Consider the following 18887-nt stretch of genomic DNA (forward strand, 5'->3'; position numbering starts at 1 on the left):
CCAAAATCAAAAAGGGCATGTCCGCGATCACCGGACATGCCCTTTTTGCCTGAAGGCGTCGAAACGAGATTTTATTGCACTTCGTCCAGCAGGCCCTTGCGCTTGGCATCGTAATAATAGCCGCGGGCGTAAAGACGAACAGCATTGTCGTTATTGCTGTCTGCCACCATCCACGCGCCGCGCAGATATTTGATGGCATATTTCAGATTGGTTTCCGGATCGAACAGCCCTTCCGCCGGACCGCTATAGCCCATGGATTTCGCCGTGTTGTACTTGATCTGCATCAGACCATAATGACCGCGATTGAAGGCGCCGGGATTGTAGCGGCTTTCGCGGTGAATGACCCGGTGAATGAGATTTGCCGGCATATCGTAGAGCGCGGCATATTTGTTGACGAGACCGTTGATAACCGTCGGACCCTTGGAAGCGCTGTCGGTTTCCGATGGCTTGCGGATGGAGGGTGCGGCGCTGGGCGTTGCAGAGGCCGAAGCGGCCGGGCCGGGCGGTGTCTCGTCGAAGCGGGCATCCAGCATCGCGAAGGACATGGACGTCTGGCGCCCTGGCTGCGCGGCATAGCCAAGCGTGGACGGGCGCGGGGTCGGTACAGCCGCATGCAGGGCCGAGCCATTGCCCGGGACCAATTCGTTTTCGAGGCCAACGGCTTCGTTTTCCGCCACATGGGCCGGCATGGTGGCGCCGGCATTGACCGAGGCGACGGTTGGCCCGAGCGTGCCACCGCCCTGCGGCTTGGCGATGGGCAGAGGACCTTGGCCAGCGGCCAGATCGATCGCCTGTGCGGCGGCATTGGTGCCCTGCGTATTGGCCAGCGCCGTGACGGCGGATTGCTGCGGAAGCGATGATTCCCCGATGGCGGCTTGCTGGGCGCCGGTGGCTGCCTGAGGAGCGGTTGCGGCTGCCGTCTGCGTGGCGTGGGCCGAAGGTACCAGGGGAGCCGGGCCGGAGGAGGCCACAGTCTGCGTTTTCGCGCCGGACTTGGGCGAAAGATCGGCCTTGGAGCCGTCATTGACATTGGTGCAACTGGAAAGGGCTGCCACGATCAGAGCCGAAAGGCCGAGAGTTATCGCGCGGTCCGTTTGAGCAGTCATTCCGTCGTCCGTTCGCTGTTGAAACGCAGCCCGCCATTGGCAAGCTCGCGAACTATTAACACCAGATTCACAAATTTGACAGCCCCCCTGCCTCCACAATCCATGCGGCATTGCGACATGATGCTGATAAACCCCGAAAACCAAGGGTTTTTCCCCATTTCAATCTGCCATGGCGGTTAACGAAATCCGAGTAAACCGCCACAATCTCCACAGGATGAAGAGCGTGGTGCGCGCGTGAATCGCGGAACACTTGCATGTTACGTCATGGCAGGAAGAGGGGTCAGTGCGAGGAAGGGTCAGGCCGCAATGCGGCGATAACCCGCGCTGACAGCGCGTCCGGCGATCAAAACGGTCTTGCCGGGGATGGATCTGCGCAGGCGCATGGATCTGCGGCGGATCAGTGCTTCCACCCGGCGGGCAAACAGTGCCTGCAGAATGCTTGTGGATAACACCGCTAAGCCGAACACGGCGGGCAGGGCGATCAGCAATTGCATGTCGGCGACGCTTGCGGGGCTGACCTCAACGCCCATGGCGGAGACGAAGACGAGGCTGCGCAGGTTGATGGCCCCGAGCTTTGCGCTTTCCGCCACCACGAGCGGTGCTGCTTTATGCGGCAGATTGTCATTATCGGCCATCGGGCCGATATGCAGCGGTGCGCGCCATAATCTCAACGCCAGAACCATCAGCACCGCGCCAGAGACCCAGCGGAACTGCGGCAGCAGGGTGGGATCGGCAAGCGAAAGACGGTAGAGGCCGAAAAGTGCCAGCGTTGCCATGGCTGTCTGGCCAATGGCTGTCCCGATGGCTGCGGCTGTCGCCAGCCCGCGCCCTCCGGCTCTGCGGCAGGCAATGATGAGCTTGGCGCCACGTCCCGGAACGGCCAGAAAAACAACAGAGGCGGCTGCGAAGACGAGCGTGGTCTGCAATGTCATCAGCATCCTCCCTTCCTTCAGCCTTCCATCACTGGGGCATCATGGCAAAGACGCTTGTCTGCCGATGCGGTTCCATGACCGGACGTTTGAGTCTGCCCGGTCATGCGCTTCCAGTTGCCTGGCCAGTGGACTAGAAACAAAAGCCACTAATCCTGCCTGCCGTCAATGGGCGGCAGATGCGATAGGATGGAACTTCTGACCCAGATGATCCACCACCTCCTGGAACCATGGCGTCTTGAGATCGAAGGGCTTGCCGCCCTTGATGCGCGGAAATTCGATGGTGCGCAGTTTGCCGCCCTGATCCTCATCATGGCCGGTCACGCCGGAAATGCCATTGAGGCCGCTTTCCACCGCCAGATCCACCATGCTCTGAATGAGTCGCAAATCCTCATGATTTGCAGGGGCAGAGCGGGCATAATAGCCCGATTTCTGCACCATGGAGCGCTCTGCGTCCAGAAGCTTGGCGAAATGTTTCTGGAACCACGCGCCGACATTGATGGTGTCCAGCTTGACATGGCCGAAGGCGTCGCGGGCGATTGTTTCGCCTGCCGCTTCCCGGTCGGCGATGATTTCCGACATGCATGCGCCTTCCGAAACGAACAGCGTGACGAAGCCGGTGCGGTCCATCAATTCTTTGAGACGAGCAGCTTCCGCCTCCATGTCGAAATGGGTTTCCGGCAGATAAAGACCGTCAATGGTCTTCAATTGCTCGTTCATCATGAAGCCGTCGACATATTCATTGTGCTTGATGCGGTTGATATAGGTGCGCGCCGTTGCCGCCGTCAGCCAGCCGCAATGGCGGCCCATGACCTCATGGATCACCAGCGTGCGCGGGGCGGCACTCTGCTCGTTGGAAACGTGGTCGAAGAAGCGTGCGCCCACCTCCGCCGCCGTCCAGGCGCCGAGCGTCTGCTTGATCGGGTAAACGTCGTTGTCCACCGTCTTCGGCAGGCCGACAACCGTGAGATCATAGCCATTGGTCTTGAGATAGGCGGCCAGATCGGCAGCGGTGGTGTTGGTGTCGTCCCCGCCGATCGTGTGGAGAATGGTGACGCCATCGGCTGCCAGCCGTTCGGCGGCCACCTTCAGCGGGTCTTCGCCTTCTTTCACCAGGCCGCGCTTCACGCAATCGGCGACATTGGTGAGCTTGACGCGGCTGTTGCCGATAGGCGAGCCGCCATAGCGGTGCAGCACATGCGCCTGTTCGCGCATGCGCGGCGTGATCTCGATCTTGTAGTCCATCAACAACCCGCGAAAGCCGGATTTATAGGCAACGAGCTCTGCATCGGGCGCAATATCGCTATAACGCTCGATCAAGCCTCCCACTGCCGAAGACAGGCAGGGTGCAAGCCCTCCGGCGGTCAGCATCGCGACTTTCTGCTTGGCCATTCTTCCTCCTTTTGCGGTTCCAGACCGCGAGAGCCGTCTCGTTTACGAAATGAATGGCAAAGGGATGCGGCAAGGGCGGGGCCGCTGTAAAGAAAAAAATCTAGGAAAATCCGTGGTTTCGTCCAATTGTCACGAAGCTGGACGATATAATCGTTTCAAATTGTCGCGACACTTGCCGCCCTGTGGATAAGCGGGTTTTCCATATTAGATGTGCCTTAACTTAAATTTGCGAAAGTGACGGAACCGCATAAACGTGAACAAAGTTTAATCCGGTTCCACCAGCCCGTCGGCTTGCTTTTTGCGTGGTGATTTGGTCAAGCTTTTTCCATGATATTCGACTTCGCCTGTCAACAGCTCGCTTCCTTCTGGGACAAACTGCTCGGTTCCATCACCGATGCGGCAGGCAATGCCTTGTCTTCCATCGTGGAATCGATCCGCACGCTGTTCGAGGGCGATCCGGAAACCCGCCGCCGGGTCTCCTTTTCGGTGGCGATCATTGCGCTTTCGGCCAAGATGGCCAAAGCGGACGGTATTGTTTCGGAAGCGGAGGTCAATGCCTTCCGCTCTGTCTTCGATTTTCCGCCGGAAGAAGCGCGCAATGTGGCGCGGCTTTATAATCTCGCCAAGCAGGATATTGCCGGCTACGAGGCCTATGCCGAAAAGCTGGCCAATCTCTGCGGCTCGCGCGTGCCCGGCTGCCCTGTGCTGGAAGAGATTATCGACGCGCTCTTTCACATCGCCACGGCCGACGGATTGATCCACGAAAAGGAAATGGCCTTTCTGAGCCGCATCGCCGAGATTTTCGGCATTACGGAAGAGCGGTTCGAGGCGCTCGCGGCGCGTCACATCCATCCCGATGAAGACCCTTACGGCATTCTCGGCGTTTCCCGGAATGATGATTTCGCCACCATTCGCAAACGCTACCGGGCGCTGGCTTCCGAGCATCATCCAGACCGTCTGCATGCGCGCGGCCTGCCGCTGGAAATGCATGCTGCCGCCCATCAGCGCATGGCGGCTTTCAATGCGGCCTATGCGGCCATCGAAAAGGAACGCCGCGCGGCATGACCTGCTTTTCAGCCGATTTTCCGGGTGCGACCGTCGTGCCCTCGCCGAATCATGGTGAGCGCGTGGATGGGGCCGTTCCGGACATGATCATCCTGCATTATACCGGCATGCCGACGGAGGATGGGGCGCTGTCCTGGCTCTGCAATCCGGAAAGTCAGGTTTCCAGCCATTACCTCGTGCGGGAAAACGGTGAGGTGGTGCAGATGGTGCCGGAAGCCCGCCGCGCCTGGCATGCGGGCAAGAGCTTCTGGGCGGGCGTAACGGATACCAATTCCCGCTCCATCGGTATTGAAATCGCCAATGCCGGGCATCCCTTGCTGCCGCCTTATCCTGAAAAGCAGCTGGAAGCCGTTGCCCAATTGTGTCGGTATTGTGCAGATCGATGGCAAATTCCCCCGGAGCGGGTGTTGGCGCACTCCGATGTGGCCCCGGTGCGCAAGGTGGATCCGGGCGAGCATTTCCCTTGGGGCTGGCTTGCCCAGCAGGGGATTGGCCATTGGGTAGACCCCGCCCCGATCATGGGTGGGCGCTTCTTCCAGAAAGGGGATCGCGGCCAGCCTATCGAGGCCTTGCAGTCCATGCTGTCGCTCTATGGGTATCCCGTTGAGATTACCGGTGAATTCGACCCGGCGACGGAAGGCGTGGTCAAGAGCTTCCAGCTGCATTTCCGCCAGGAGCGGGTGGATGGCGTGGCGGATTTTTCCACCATCGATACGCTGCATCGGCTGCTGGCGGCCCTGCCAAGATTTGCCTGAACAAAGCTTCTTCTTCTCAAGCGTCTTCAAACTAAAAACCGGCAAAAAATTTCACTTTTGCCGCGTGCCATAGGATTTCCTTATTGCGATTGTCTATAGGCCGGGCTGAACGGCGGATTTGACATCGGAAATGCAAGTCCGGCCTCAATATCAACGATGAGGGCAATGGCAGGCTGCGCTTTGCATACAGCGCGGCAAGGGTAAAGCTTTGGCTTTTGACATGACTATGCCATGCCTCCTGGTGGAGACTGAATTTCTACATGAAAACGCATCTTTTCGCTGCTGCTGCATGCCTCGCTGTCACTTTGTCCGGAGCCGGCCAGTCCTTTGCCGGTGAAGCTGGAAACGGCAAGACCCTGATGGACATGATCCGTGCCGCCAATGAGAAGAAAGAGCAGGCCGAAAAGGTAAAGGCCGATGACAATGATCGCTCCGAGCGCAAGGCATCGGCTCCCGTTATGTCCAGGAAGGATATCGGTTCCGACAGGCAAGAGGGGCAGAGCCGTTATCACGGGCTCGTTGCCAATTATGCCCAGCAATATGGCGTGCCGGTGGAACTGGCCCAGGCCGTGGTGAAGATCGAAAGCGGCTATAACCCGAAAGCCCGAGGCACCCATGGCGAAATCGGCCTGATGCAGATCAAGCCCGCTACGGCCCGCGCCATGGGCTATAGCGGCAGTGTCGCCGGTCTTTACGATCCCGAGACCAATCTCAAATACGGCATGAAATATCTCGCCATGGCGCATCAGCTTGGCGGCGGCACCACCTGCGGCGCCATCCTGCGCTACAATGCCGGCCATGGCGCCACCCGCATGAATGCCGTTTCCAAGCAATATTGCGGCCAGGTTCAGGCCATGCTGGGGGACCGGCGGGCTTAGAGCATTGCCCTGAGAAAAGTGGAAACCGGTTTTCCGTCCGGAAATGCGTAGAAGCAAAGAGTTAGAGCGCTTTCCGAGCTGATTGAATCAGATCGGCGCTCTAACTTTTTGCCTGCGGCAATCCTGATACTGTCAAAGCCGTTCAGTCATGCTATCCGAACCCTTCATTGCGAAGGAAGCGGACATGACGGAACGGCTTTTCAAATATGCGATCATCGGGCGGGGCATGATGGGGGCGGCTGCGGCGCGGCATCTGGCGCGGCAGACGGACGGCGTGGCGCTGATCGGTCCCGATGAACCGGCAAGCAAGGCCGACCATCAGGGTGTGTTCGCCAGCCATTACGATGAGGCCCGTATCACCCGCACCATCGATGGTAATCCGATCTGGGCGCGGCTCGCCAACCGTTCCATCGCACGCTATGGCGAGATCGAAGCCGAAAGTGGCATTCGCTTCTATCACGAGGTTGGCTGCCTGATCGTCGCGCCGAAGCCCGGCGGCGTTTCCACCTATATCGAACGGGTGATCGAGGCGGCATCCGGTCTCAATGTCCAGACGGATCATCTGGATGAGGCAGGTCTTCAGGCGCGCTTTCCCTATTTCCGTTTTGCGGCGGGGGCCATGGGCGTGCATGAACCGAAGCAGGCAGGTTACGTCAATCCGCGAAGGCTTGTTGAGGCGCAGTCGCTGCTGGCTGAGCGGGCAGGGGCGACCATCTTCCGTGAAACCGCCATTCGCGTGCGCGATGCCGGTGCTTACGCCGAAGTGACGACAGCGGAGGGCAACACCATCCGCGCCGAAAAGGTTCTGGTGGCGGCTGGCGGCTTTTCCATCGCCGACGATCTGCTGCCCCAGCGGCTCGACCTTGCCGTCTATGCCCGCACCGTTGCCTTCTTCGAAATTCCGGAGGCCGAGCTTCAGCGCTATCAGGGTATGCCGTCGCTCATTCATGAGCCGGACGATCCGAAGGATCACATCTATCTGCTGCCGCCGGTGCGCTACCCCGATGGCAAGACCTATCTGAAGATTGGCGGTGATCCGGACGATCTGCGGCTGACCACAGAGCCTGACATCCGCGCCTGGTTCAGAAGCGGCGGGCGGGAGAGCACGCGCGATCACCTGCATCGAATCATCGGCAACCTCGTGCCATCGCTCGTTCATGCGCCACTCTCCATGGCGGCCTGTGTCACCTCGTTTACGCCCGGCGGCTATCCGGCCATAGGCTGGAGCGAGAGCCCGCGCATCGGCGTGCTGTCCGGGGGCTGCGGGGCCGCAGCCAAAAGTTCGGATGAAATCGGCCGGCTTGGGGCAGAGCTTCTTCTGCATGGGAGGCTGTTCCACGAAGACGATGCGGTGGATTTGGAGCATTTCCAGGAAAAGTGGAAACCGGTTTTCCGTCCGGAAATGCGTGAAAACAAAGAGCTAGAGCGTTTCAATGTTTCCGTGAAACAATGAAACGCTCTAATCCCGTGTTTTCGTGAGATTCCTGTGGCATTCGCCGGTCAGCTTCGGTAAGCACGGCGCACCAGTCGGCCGGGCAGCCGCGCTTCACCAATGCCGAAAGGCGGTGGGGTGAGGAAAGTCCGGGCTCCATGGAAACACGGTGCCGGATAACGTCCGGCGAGGGTGACCTCAGGGAAAGTGCCGCAGAAAACAAACCGCCCCGGCCTGGCCGGAGCAAGGGTGAAAAGGTGGGGTAAGAGCCCACCGCGAGGCTGGCAACAGCCCTTGGCATGGTAAACCCCACCGGGAGCAAGACCGAATAGGGATGGCGCGGGCCGCGTGCGGCCACAGCTGGTTTCCAGGCCAGCCATCCGGGTGGGTCGCGAGAGGCGGCGCGCAAGCGCCGTCCCAGATGAATGGCTGCCACGTTCCGGGAAACCGGGGCCATACAGAACCCGGCTTACAGGCCGACTGGTATTTTCTTCTATTTTCCTGACAAACCCCTGAGAAATCAGGGTGATTATTGCCACGCGCCCTTGTTGTCTCCAAGGGGTGGAATAAGCCCTTGAAGGCGAATTCAATAACCATTCATTAAACTTAACAGGATATAAACGAGGGATGCATCGGGCCGGTGCGCCGGCCTCATCCCATTGACGCCCATGATGTCCCATGTTATCCCATTCCTGCACTGCTGAAGGGCGATCTGAAGCCCGGACATGTGAAAAAGAAGGGCAGGCCTTGAGGGCCTGGAGCGGTTCTGTTCTGCGTACCTTCCGGCCCATGGCGGCAGGCGTGAATCAGTGGACATGCGGCTATGAGGTCCGCGTTCATCGGAGGGGAGCGGCTGTAAGGCGTCATGAACCGCTTCTTGTCCAATGCGACAAATCGGATCGATGCGAAGGGGCGGGTCTCCGTTCCGGCGGCGTTTCGTGCTGTGCTTTCAAGCCGGGATATCCAGGAGCTTTACTGCTTCCAGGATTTCACTTTCCCGGCCATCAGCATCGGCGGTCCGGACCTGCTCGAGCGGTACGAGCGTCAGATCTCGGCGGAAGATCCCTTTTCGCCGGGTGCAAACGAGATGTCGCTCCTGATACATGGGGGCGGGGTCTTCATGCGCCTCGATTCGGAGGGGCGCCTCATGGTCACGGATTTCATCCGCGACTTCACGGGCATCACCACGGAGGTTACCTTCGTGGGGCGTTCGGATCATTTTCAATTGTGGCGGCCGGAAGCGTTTCACGAGGCGCAGACGGCAGCGAGACGTGGATTGGGGCTGAAGAGTTCCGGTTCGGGCTGATACGGAGAGGCGGGATGGTGACGGATCTTGGCACAGGCTTGACTGATGCCGAAGGCGGACCGGTCCGTCACATCCCGGTTCTTCTCTCCGAAGTGGTTGCGGCGCTCGAGCCTCAGCCCGGCAAGGTCATTCTGGATGGCACTTTCGGTGCCGGCGGCTACAGCAGTGCTCTTCTCGATGCAGGCTCAAACGTGATCGCGCTGGACCGCGATCCGACGGCGATTGCCGCCGGGCAGGCGCTGGTTGCAGTCCATGGCGGGCGTCTTGTCCTGCATCATACGCAATTTTCTGCTCTCGATCAGTTCGCCCCGCAAGGCGGGCTGGATGGCGTGGTGCTGGATATCGGCGTTTCTTCCATGCAGATCGATGAGGCCGAACGCGGCTTCTCCTTCCAGAAGAACGGCCCTCTCGACATGCGCATGTCCGTCTCCGGCCCCTCTGCCGCTGATGTCGTCAACCGCGCCAAGGTGGGCGACCTCATTCGCATTTTCGGCTTTCTGGGTGAGGAAAAGCAGGCGGGCCGCATTGCCCGCGCCATCGAGAAGCGCCGGACTGAAAAGCCTTTCGAGACCACCCGCGATCTGGCGGGCATGATCGAGATCGTGACGCCGCGCAAGGCCAAGGACAAGATCCATCCGGCCACCCGGGTTTTCCAGGCGCTGCGCATTTTTGTGAATGACGAGCTTGGCGAACTGGCCATGGCGCTGTTTGCCGCCGAGCGCGCCCTGAAACCCGGCGGGCGGCTGGTGGTCGTTACCTTCCACTCGCTGGAAGACCGCATCGTCAAGAAATTCTTCGCGGATCGTTCCGGCAAGGCTTCCGGCTCGCGCCATCTGCCGGTGGCGGTGGAAAAGCCGGTGATCTTCGAGCCCGTCGGCAAGGGCATGGTGGCGGCCAGCGAGGAGGAGGCCGAGGCCAATCCGCGCGCCCGTTCCGCCAAGCTGCGCGCTGGTATCCGCACCGACGCATCGCCGATGAAGGCTGATTTTTCGATTTTCGACCTGCCCGATCTCGCCGAGATCGAACGGATGGGAGGCTGAGACCATGCTGCGCACCCTTGATATCATCATGATCGGCGCCATGGCGGCGGCTGCCACCGTCACCTACCAGATCAAGCACAAGACCGATGACAAGCTGCAGGATCTGAAGCGTATCGAAGCGGAAATCCGCCTGGAGCACGACACGATCGAATTGCTGGAGGCCGACTGGGCGCTGCTGACGCAGCCGAACCGCCTGGAGAAGCTTGCCAATGCCTATCAGGCCGAATTGAAGCTGCAGCCGACGGACCCCAACCAGCTGGCGCGGCCCAATGAGCTGCCCATGCCCAAGGCGCAGGTGCCGCAACCGGCGCTGGCCGAGAACCAGAAGCCGCCCATTCCCATGGACAAGATCACAACCGGATCGGTGAAACGCTGATGTCTTTCCTGTCGCGATTGATGCTTGTGAAGTCCAAGGCCCATTTTTCCGCCGATGTGCGGCGTGGGCGGGTGGTAACCGGCGGCAAGGCCCGGAATTTCGACGGGATCGGCAAGCGCAAGGCCGAAATGGCCAGACGCCGCGTTGGCCTGATCATTCTCGCCTTCACGGCGGTCTATGGTGTTATCGGTGTGCGGCTGATGCATTACGGCTATGCCCAGCCGGAAAGCACGTCCAGCATCATGCCGCCGGACCGGCTGATGGCATCGCGGCCCGATATTCTCGACCGCAACGGTCAGGTGCTCGCCACCGATATCCGCACCGTTTCGCTGTTTGCCGAACCGCACAAGATCGTCGATGCCGATGAGGCCATCGAAAAGCTGCAGACAGTGTTGCCCGACCTCGATGCGCGCGACACCTATAAGCGCCTGAATTCCAAGTCGCATTTCCAATGGCTGCGTCGCCAGCTAACGCCAAAGCAGCAGAGCCAGATCCTGGCGCTCGGCATTCCCGGCATCGGCTTCCGCCCCGAAAAGCGCCGTTTCTATCCCGGCGGTTCGGTTGCCTCGCACATTGTCGGCTTCGTCAATATCGACAATCGCGGCATGGCCGGGATGGAGAAATATATCGACAACCAGGGCCTTGCCGATCTTGCCGATCTCGGCATGACCAGCAATGCCCGGCTGGAGCCGGTGAAGCTTTCCATCGATCTGCGCGTTCAGAACATCGTCCATGACGTGGTGATGAATGCGATGATCAACTACAAGGCCAAGGGCACCGGCGCCGTGGTTCTGGATGCTAATACCGGCGAAGTGCTGGGCATGGCCTCTTATCCGGATTTCGATCCGAACAAGCCGGAGGAAGGCGCCAAGGAAGGCTGGCTGAACCGCATGTCGAACGGTACGTTCGAAATGGGTTCCACCTTCAAATCCTTCACGCTGGCCATGGGGCTCGATTCGGGCCGGGTGAAGCTCAGTGACAGTTTCGACGCCCGCTATCCGATCAAGATCGGTGGCTTCACCATTCACGATCTGCACGGACGCGGCACCTTCCTGAGCGTGGCCGATATTTTCCGCTATTCCTCGAATATCGGGACGGCGAAGATCGCCCAGACGGTCTCCATTCCCGATCACAAGGCGTTTCTGACCCGTCTCGGTCTTTTGACCAAGATGAACACCGAATTGCCGGAAGTGAAAATGCCCTCGCAGCCGCGTGAATGGCGTCCGGTCAACCAGATTACCATTGCCTTCGGCCATGGCGTGTCCACCACGCCCTTGCAGACGGCGGTGGCGGGCATGGCGCTGGTCAATGGCGGCAAGCTCATTCCGCCGACCTTCCTGCCGCGCTCGCGTGAGCAGGCCGATGAAATGGCCGAAGCCGTCATCCGCCCGCAGACCAGCGCCGATATGCGCTATCTTTTTGAATATAATGGTGTCATCGGCTCCGGTCGCAATGCGCGCGTGCCGGGCTTCGATGTCGGTGGCAAGACCGGCACCGCCGACAAGGTGGTGAATGGCCGCTATGACCACAAGCTGAATTTCAACGCCTTCCTGGCCGCCTTTCCGATCAAGAATCCGCGCTATGTGGTGCTGAGCTTCTGCGACGAGCCGCATGATGGCGAGGGCGGCATGCTGGCGGCCAATACGGCGGCACCCATTGTGCGCGATATCATTCGCCGTTCGGGTTCCATTCTGGGTGTCGAGCCGGATTTCGGCCAGGCAGGCAATGGCATGCTCGTTTCGTACTGAGTCTGACGCCGCCATCGTCCGGGAAAAAATGACGCGCTGCCGCAAAGCTGTCGCCTTTTATGGCACAAGGGTTACTGCATAGTTCCTTAAATCGGAATCGATTTAAGGCCAAAACTATGCAGCGGATGGAAAGCGCTACAGCGAACCTTTGTGCGCCATATATGGCGCACCGCGCTGTAGCGCGGAGATTCGCAAGGCATCGCCGGTGTTCGGGCATAAGGCTTCGGGCAAGGTGCGGATTTCATACTTCATGACGCGGGCGGCCACGCCCGCAGGGGACGACGGACGATGAAATTGCAGGATCTGGCCCAGGGGGCTTTGGGCGACATGATCGGCACGGGCCTTGAAAGCCTTGGTGCGCTGGAAATTGCCGGGCTGACCGCGGATAGCCGCAGGGTCGCGCCCGGCTTTGCCTTTTTTGCCCTTGCCGGCACCAAGGCCGATGGCTCCAGCTATATTGCCGATGCCGTTGCCAAGGGGGCGGCTGTTATCATCACCGGCGCGCCGGTCGAAACCTCCGTGCCGGTGCTGGTGGTGCGCGAGCCGCGCCGGGTGCTGGCGCTTTTCGCCGCGCGCTTTTACGGCCGTCAACCTGAAACCATGGTTGCTGTGACGGGCACGGCGGGCAAGACCTCCGTTGCCTCCTTTACCCGCCAGATCTGGGCTGCCGCAGGCCATGCCGCCGCGCAGGTCGGTACGACGGGCGTGATTTCGCCGACGCGCAACGATTATGGTTCGCTGACCACGCCGGACCCGGTGGCGCTGCATGCACTGCTGGCGGAGCTTGCCGATGAGGGCGTGACGCATGCGGCCATGGAGGCCTCCAGCCACGGGCTGGACCAGCACCGGCTGGATGGCGTGCGTCTTGCGGCAGCGGGCTTCACCAATCTCGGCCGCGACCATATGGATTACCACCCGACGGTGGAGCATTACATGGCCTCGAAAATGCGGCTGTTCGACAGTCTGCTGCCGAAGGGCGCACCCGCCGTGATCTTCAGCGACGATGCCTGGTCGGCCGAGGCCATCCGGGTCGCGACCGAATCCGGCCATGACGTGCGCACCGTCGGGCGCAGCGGCAATTTCCTGGCGCTGAAGCGCGTCGAGCATTTCCGCCACAAGCAGACGGCGGAAATTCATCATGACGGCACGATCTTCGAAGTAGACCTGCCACTGGCCGGTGATTTCCAGATCGCCAATGCGCTGGTTTCCGCAGGGCTTGCCATCTCCACCGGCGTGCCCGCCGCCGTGGCGATGAAGGCGCTGGAAAAATTGCAGGGTGCGGCCGGTCGGCTCGAACTGGTGGCGCAGGCAAAGAACGGCGCGCTTGCCTATGTCGATTACGCCCACAAGCCGGATGCGCTGGAAAAGGTGCTCATCTCCGTGCGTCCCTTCACGACGGGCCGGATCATCGTCGTCTTCGGCTGCGGCGGCGACCGTGACAAGGGCAAGCGCCCGATCATGGGGGATGTCGCCAACCGGCTTGCCGATATTGCCATCGTCACCGACGACAATCCGCGCTCGGAAATTCCCGCCGAGATCCGCAGCGAGATCATGGCGGCCACACCGCGCGGCATCGAGATTGCAGACCGCAGCCAGGCCATTCGCGCAGGTGTCGCCATGCTTTCGAGCGGCGATACGCTGATCGTGGCGGGCAAGGGGCATGAGGAGGGGCAGATCGTTGGGGGTGTGACGTTACCCTTTTCCGATCATGCCGAAATCCTGAAAGCAATGGAGGAGTTTCAGCCTTGACCTTTCTCTGGAAGTCCGAGGATCTGCTTGCCGCCATGGCCGGACGTCCGGTCGGCACATTGCCTGCCGGTATTACCGGCATTTCCATCGACAGCCGCACCATTCAGCCGGGCGAGGCCTTTTTCGCCATCAAGGGCGACCGGGTGGATGGGCATGATTATGCCAGCATCGCGCTTGCCAACGGGGCCGCGCTGCTGGTGGTCAATGAAGCGAAACTGCCCGCCCTTGGCCGCCTGACCGTGCCGATGATCGTGGTGGAGGATGTGATGGCGGCGCTGGTGAAGCTCGGCCTTGCCGCCCGCGCCCGCTCGCAAGCCCGCATCATTGCCGTCACCGGCTCGGTGGGCAAGACCACCACCAAGGAAATGCTGCGCCATGTGCTGGAGCCTTCCGGCGAGGTGCATGCGGCGGTGGCTTCCTTCAACAACCATTGGGGCGTGCCGCTGACGCTGGCGCGCATGCCTGCCACCGCCCATTTCGGCGTGTTCGAGATCGGCATGAACCACGGCGGCGAAATCACGCCGCTGGTGCAGATGGTGCGTCCGCATGTGGCGATCATCACCACCATCGCGCCTGCCCATCTCGGCAATTTCAACAGCATTGACGAAATCGCCGATGCCAAGGCGGAAATCTTCCTGGGGCTGGAGCCCGGCGGCGAAGTGTTGCTGAACCGCGATAATGCCTATTACGACTATCTTGTGGCCAAGGCTCAGGCCGCTGGCGTGCAGCATATCCATTCCTTCGGCCAGCATGCCCATGCTGCCTTCCGGCTGGCAGAGTTCGATGGCGGCGCCGATCACTCCACCATCTGGGCGGTGATCGAAGGCGAAACCCACGAAATCCGCGTAGGCGCGCCGGGCCTGCATATTGCCGAAAACGCCATGGCGGCACTGGGCGCCGTGCGGCTGGTCGGGGCCGATCTCGATGCCGCCGCCGATGCGCTGGCAGCACTTCAGGCCGTCAAGGGCCGCGGCGCGCGGCATCGTCTGGCGATCGGCGCCTCCAGTCTGACGCTGATCGATGAAAGCTATAACGCCAACCCGGCCTCGATGCGGGCGGCCATTGCCGTGCTTGCCGCCGCCCACCCCACCGGTGCGGGACGGCGCATCGCCGTTCTGGGCGATATGCTGGAAATGGGCAGCCATTCCGCAGAGCTGCATGCAGAACTGGCCGGACCGCTGATGGCGGCAGGCATCGAGCATGTCTGGCTTGCGGGCAAGGACATGGCGGCGCTGAAGACCGAACTTCCGGACACCATGACGGCGATCCATTTTCCCACCACCGAGGAACTGGCGGCCTATGCCGTCAGTGAGGTGCAGCCGGGCGATGTGCTGATGGTCAAGTCCTCGCTTGGCATCGGCTTCGGCAAGATCGTCAAGGCCCTGCTTGACACCTATCCGCCGATGGACGACACCGCCCGCCGATAAGATCTCTACCAGAAAGACCTTTCATGCTCATTTGGCTCGTTGAACTCGCAAATCACCTTCAGTTCTTCAACCTGTTCCGTTACATCACCTTCCGGACGGGTGCCGCGATGTTCACCGCCGCGTTGATCGTCTTTCTCTTCGGCCCGGCCATTATTTCCTCGCTGCGCGTGCGCCAGGGCAAGGGCCAGCCGATCCGCGCCGATGGGCCGCAGACGCATTTCAAGAAGGCCGGCACGCCCACCATGGGCGGGCTGATGATTCTGGCCGGTATTGTCGGCTCCTCGCTGCTCTGGGCGGATCTTTCGAATGTCTATGTGGTGGCGACGCTGCTGGTGACGCTGGGCTTCGGCGCCATCGGCTTCTATGATGACTATCTGAAGGTGACGAAGCAGTCCGACAAGGGCTTTTCCGGGCGGGCGCGTCTGGGCTTCGAATTCATCATCGCCGGTATTGCCGTGTTCTTCATGATGCGCACCGCCATGGTCACGGCGCCGCAGGGCGCGCATATCGCCACCTCCATCGCCTTTCCCTTCTTCAAGGATGCGCTGCTGAACATCGGCTATTTCTTCGTGTTTTTCGGCGGCTTCGTCATCGTTGCCGCCGGCAATGCCGTAAACCTGACCGATGGGCTGGACGGGCTTGCCATCGTGCCGGTGATGATTGCTTCCGCAGCCTTTGGCCTGATTGCCTATCTGGCCGGTAATGCCGTGTTTTCCGGCTATCTGCAGATCAATTTCGTGCCCGGCACCGGCGAGCTTGCGGTGATCCTGGGCGCGGTGATCGGCGCCGGTCTCGGCTTTTTATGGTTCAACGCGCCGCCTGCCGCCATTTTCATGGGCGATACCGGCTCTTTGTCGCTCGGCGGCCTGATCGGCACCGTGGCGGTTGCCACCAAGCATGAAATCGTCATGGCGATCATCGGCGGCCTCTTTGTCATGGAAACGCTGTCGGTCATCATTCAGGTCTTCTGGTTCAAACGCACCGGCAAGCGCGTCTTCCTCATGGCGCCGATCCACCACCATTTCGAAAAAAAGGGCTGGACGGAAAGCCAGGTGGTCATCCGTTTCTGGATCATCGCCGTCGGCCTTGCCATGCTCGGCCTCTCGACGCTGAAGCTGAGGTAAGCGGCGATGATCCCGGTCTCCACATTCAAGGGGCAGAAGGTTGCGCTGTTCGGGCTCGGCGGATCGGGTCTTGCCACCGCCGAGGCCTTGAAGGCGGGCGGCGCGGAGGTGCTGGTCTGGGACGACAATCCCGACAGTGTCGACAAGGCGCGCGCACGCGGCCTTCCGGCTGAGGATCTCCGGGGCATCGACTGGTCGCTGCTGGCGGCCTTCATCCTGTCGCCGGGCGTGCCGCTCACTCATCCCAAGCCGCATTGGACGGTGGATCTCGCCCATGCCAACGGTGTGGAGATCATCGGCGATGTCGAGCTTTTCGTTCGCGAGCGCCGCGCCACCGAGCCGGATTGCCCCTTCATCGCCATTACCGGCACCAATGGCAAATCCACCACCACGGCGCTCATCGCCCATATCCTGACATCCGCCGGGCGCGACACCCAGCTTGGCGGCAATATCGGCACGGCCATGCTGACGCTCGAGCCGCCCGCCAAGGGCCGTCATTACGTGGTGGAATGCTCCTCCTACCAGATCGACCTTGCCCCGACGCTCGATGCGACGGCGGGCATCCTGCTCAATCTCACCCCCGATCACCTCGACCGCCACGGCACCATGCAGCACTATGCCGAGATCAAGGAGCGGTTGGTGGCCGGTGCGCAGACGGCTATCGTCGGTGTGGATGACAGCTATTGCGAACGCATTGCCGAACGGCTGGAGCGCGCCGGAAATCGGGTTCTGCGCATTTCGAAACGCCAGAAGCTGGCGAACGGCTTCTACAACAAGGATCATGGCATTTTCCGCGGTGAGGAATTGATTGCCGATCTGAACGGCATCCAGACGCTGCGCGGCAGCCATAATGCCCAGAATGCAGCTGCTGCCATCGCCGCCTGCCTTGCCGTCGGCCTGACGGTGGATGAGGTGCGCGCCGGACTCTTAAGCTTCGGCGGACTGAAACACCGCATGCAGCCGGTGGGCCGCCGGGGTAAGGTCGTCTTCGTCAACGACAGCAAGGCCACCAATGCCGAGGCGGCAGCGCCGGCATTGTCGAGCTATGATCGGATCTACTGGATTGCCGGCGGTCTGCCCAAGGAGGGCGGCATCACCGCTCTTGCGCCTCTGTTTTCGCGCATCGCCAAGGCCTATCTGATCGGCGAGGCGGCCTCTGCCTTTGCCGCCACGCTCGGCACGGCAGTGCCCTTCGAGATTTCCGGCACGCTGGACCGGGCGCTGGCCCATGCCATTGCAGACGCAGATGCGGATGGCGGGCAGGTGGCTGTGATGCTGTCACCGGCCTGCGCAAGCTTCGACCAGTACAAGAATTTCGAGGTCAGGGGCGATGCCTTCGTATCGCTGGTGGCCGCGCTGGATGGTGTGACAATGCTGGTTGAACCCACAACGGGAGTGAAGTGACATGGTAAGCCGCGCCGAACGTGGAGCCTTGGCCGACTGGTTCTGGACCATCGACCGGCTGTTTCTGATCACCTTCATCCTGCTGATGGGCATCGGCTTCATGCTGTCCTTTGCCGCATCGCCCGCCGTTGCCGAGCGTATCGGGCTTGACAGCTTCCACTTCGTCAAGCGCCATGCCGCTTTCACCATTCCCGCCATTGCCACGATGATCGGCCTGTCCTTCCTGTCGCCGCGTCAGGTGCGCCGGGCGGCCATTCTCATTCTCATGGCCTCCATCGGCCTGATGATCCTGGCGCTGTTCTTCGGCCCCGAGGTCAAGGGCGCGCATCGCTGGATCAATTTCGGGCCGCTCTCCATCCAGCCGTCGGAATTCATGAAGCCCGCCTTCGTGGTCGTCTGCGCCTGGCTTTTTGCCGAACACGCCCGCCAGCCGGATATTCCGGGCAATCTCTTCGCCATCCTGCTGTTCATGGTGGTGGTGGCGCTGTTGATGGTGCAGCCGGATTTCGGCCAGACCATCCTGACCTCCGTGGTCTGGGGTGGCATGTTCTTCATGGCCGGTGTGCCGTGGATCTGGATCATCATGCTCGCCGTCATCGGTGGCGTCGGTTCGGTCGGCGCCTATTACACCATGCCGCACGTTGCGGGCCGTATCGACCGCTTCATGACCGGCGAGGGCGACACCTTCCAGGTGGATACGGCGCGGGAGGCGATCATTCGCGGCAACTGGTTCGGCGTCGGTCCGGGCGAGGGTATCGTCAAGCGCATCATTCCCGATGCCCATACGGACTTCATCTTTTCGGTGGCGGCGGAGGAATTCGGTATCGTCTTCTGTCTGGCGTTGGTGGCGATCTTCGCCTTCCTCGTCATCCGGGGCTTGAGCCACGCCTATCGCGACCGCAATGATTTCAACCGCTTCGCAGTGGCCGGTCTGGTACTGCAGATCGGCGTCCAGTCGATGATCAATATCGGCGTCAATCTCGAACTCCTGCCTGCCAAGGGCATGACGCTGCCGCTGATTTCCTATGGCGGTTCGTCTATGGTGGCCATTTGTGTCACCGCCGGGTTCATTCTGGCGCTCACCCGGCACAGGCCTGAAAAGCGCTCGCAGGCACGGCGGCTTTTCCGGTCCATGCAGGGTGTTCCAGCGGAGTAA

Annotated in this window: 16 protein-coding genes and 1 other RNA gene; 14 read left to right on the top strand and 3 right to left on the bottom strand. The window is 60.9% G+C overall.

Annotated elements, in window-relative coordinates; genetic code table 11:
• Positions 1 to 71: 71 nt before the first annotated feature.
• The 3 genes from QO005_RS05480 to QO005_RS05490 form a co-directional block, all read right to left on the bottom strand.
• Complete coding sequence (locus tag QO005_RS05480) at positions 72 to 1106, bottom strand: lytic transglycosylase domain-containing protein (protein WP_307156976.1); 1035 nt, start codon at positions 1104 to 1106, stop codon at positions 72 to 74.
• Between the two features lie 296 nt (positions 1107 to 1402).
• Positions 1403 to 2038 carry a hypothetical protein gene (locus tag QO005_RS05485; protein WP_307156977.1) on the bottom strand — a complete coding sequence of 212 codons (636 nt, stop codon included), beginning with the start codon at positions 2036 to 2038 and terminating at the stop codon, positions 1403 to 1405.
• A 162-nt stretch (positions 2039 to 2200) separates the two neighbouring features.
• Positions 2201 to 3427, bottom strand: coding sequence for a pyrophosphate--fructose-6-phosphate 1-phosphotransferase (locus QO005_RS05490; RefSeq protein ID WP_307156978.1), 1227 nt, complete (start codon positions 3425 to 3427; stop codon positions 2201 to 2203).
• A gap of 327 nt (positions 3428 to 3754) precedes the next feature.
• Between QO005_RS05490 and QO005_RS05495 the strand changes: the two genes are divergently transcribed.
• The 14 genes from QO005_RS05495 to ftsW all read left to right on the top strand — a co-directional run bounded on the left by QO005_RS05495 (position 3755) and on the right by ftsW (position 18887).
• Complete coding sequence (locus QO005_RS05495) at positions 3755 to 4492, top strand: J domain-containing protein (RefSeq protein WP_307156979.1); 738 nt, start codon at positions 3755 to 3757, stop codon at positions 4490 to 4492.
• Positions 4489 to 5247 (top strand): N-acetylmuramoyl-L-alanine amidase, encoded by a 759-nt coding sequence (locus QO005_RS05500; RefSeq protein WP_307156980.1) that lies wholly within the window; start codon positions 4489 to 4491, stop codon positions 5245 to 5247. Before QO005_RS05495 ends, QO005_RS05500 begins: the two co-directional genes overlap by 4 nt.
• A gap of 260 nt (positions 5248 to 5507) precedes the next feature.
• The gene (locus tag QO005_RS05505) at positions 5508 to 6125 is read left to right on the top strand and encodes a lytic transglycosylase domain-containing protein (protein WP_307156981.1); all 618 of its coding nucleotides are present in this window, start codon (positions 5508 to 5510) and stop codon (positions 6123 to 6125) included.
• A 184-nt stretch (positions 6126 to 6309) separates the two neighbouring features.
• Positions 6310 to 7578 carry an NAD(P)/FAD-dependent oxidoreductase gene (locus QO005_RS05510; protein ID WP_307156982.1) on the top strand — a complete coding sequence of 423 codons (1269 nt, stop codon included), beginning with the start codon at positions 6310 to 6312 and terminating at the stop codon, positions 7576 to 7578.
• 70 nt (positions 7579 to 7648) lie between these two features.
• Positions 7649 to 8045, top strand: an RNA gene (rnpB, locus tag QO005_RS05515) — RNase P RNA component class A.
• A gap of 377 nt (positions 8046 to 8422) precedes the next feature.
• On the top strand, positions 8423 to 8863 hold the full coding sequence (gene mraZ, locus QO005_RS05520) for a division/cell wall cluster transcriptional repressor MraZ (protein WP_307156983.1): 441 nt from the start codon (positions 8423 to 8425) through the stop codon (positions 8861 to 8863).
• Positions 8864 to 8877: 14 nt separating this feature from the next.
• Complete coding sequence (rsmH, locus tag QO005_RS05525) at positions 8878 to 9903, top strand: 16S rRNA (cytosine(1402)-N(4))-methyltransferase RsmH (RefSeq protein ID WP_307156984.1); 1026 nt, start codon at positions 8878 to 8880, stop codon at positions 9901 to 9903.
• A 4-nt stretch (positions 9904 to 9907) separates the two neighbouring features.
• The gene (gene ftsL, locus QO005_RS05530) at positions 9908 to 10279 is read left to right on the top strand and encodes a cell division protein FtsL (RefSeq protein ID WP_307156985.1); all 372 of its coding nucleotides are present in this window, start codon (positions 9908 to 9910) and stop codon (positions 10277 to 10279) included.
• Complete coding sequence (locus tag QO005_RS05535; protein WP_307156986.1) at positions 10279 to 12027, top strand: peptidoglycan D,D-transpeptidase FtsI family protein; 1749 nt, start codon at positions 10279 to 10281, stop codon at positions 12025 to 12027. The genes ftsL and QO005_RS05535 overlap by 1 nt, the downstream gene beginning before the upstream one ends.
• 288 nt (positions 12028 to 12315) lie before the next feature.
• A complete protein-coding gene (locus QO005_RS05540) occupies positions 12316 to 13776 on the top strand; it encodes a UDP-N-acetylmuramoyl-L-alanyl-D-glutamate--2,6-diaminopimelate ligase (protein WP_307156987.1) in 1461 nt (486 codons plus the stop codon).
• On the top strand, positions 13773 to 15203 hold the full coding sequence (locus tag QO005_RS05545; RefSeq protein WP_307156988.1) for a UDP-N-acetylmuramoylalanyl-D-glutamyl-2,6-diaminopimelate--D-alanyl-D-alanine ligase: 1431 nt from the start codon (positions 13773 to 13775) through the stop codon (positions 15201 to 15203). Before QO005_RS05540 ends, QO005_RS05545 begins: the two co-directional genes overlap by 4 nt.
• Positions 15204 to 15226: 23 nt before the next feature.
• Positions 15227 to 16327 carry a phospho-N-acetylmuramoyl-pentapeptide-transferase gene (gene mraY, locus QO005_RS05550; RefSeq protein ID WP_307156989.1) on the top strand — a complete coding sequence of 367 codons (1101 nt, stop codon included), beginning with the start codon at positions 15227 to 15229 and terminating at the stop codon, positions 16325 to 16327.
• A gap of 6 nt (positions 16328 to 16333) precedes the next feature.
• Positions 16334 to 17731, top strand: coding sequence for a UDP-N-acetylmuramoyl-L-alanine--D-glutamate ligase (murD, locus tag QO005_RS05555; protein WP_307156990.1), 1398 nt, complete (start codon positions 16334 to 16336; stop codon positions 17729 to 17731).
• Between the two features lies 1 nt (position 17732).
• Positions 17733 to 18887, top strand: coding sequence for a putative lipid II flippase FtsW (gene ftsW, locus QO005_RS05560; RefSeq protein ID WP_307156991.1), 1155 nt, complete (start codon positions 17733 to 17735; stop codon positions 18885 to 18887).

This window comes from Allorhizobium paknamense (assembly GCF_030815125.1).
In the GTDB taxonomy this organism is placed as follows: Bacteria; Pseudomonadota; Alphaproteobacteria; order Rhizobiales; family Rhizobiaceae; genus Allorhizobium; species Allorhizobium paknamense.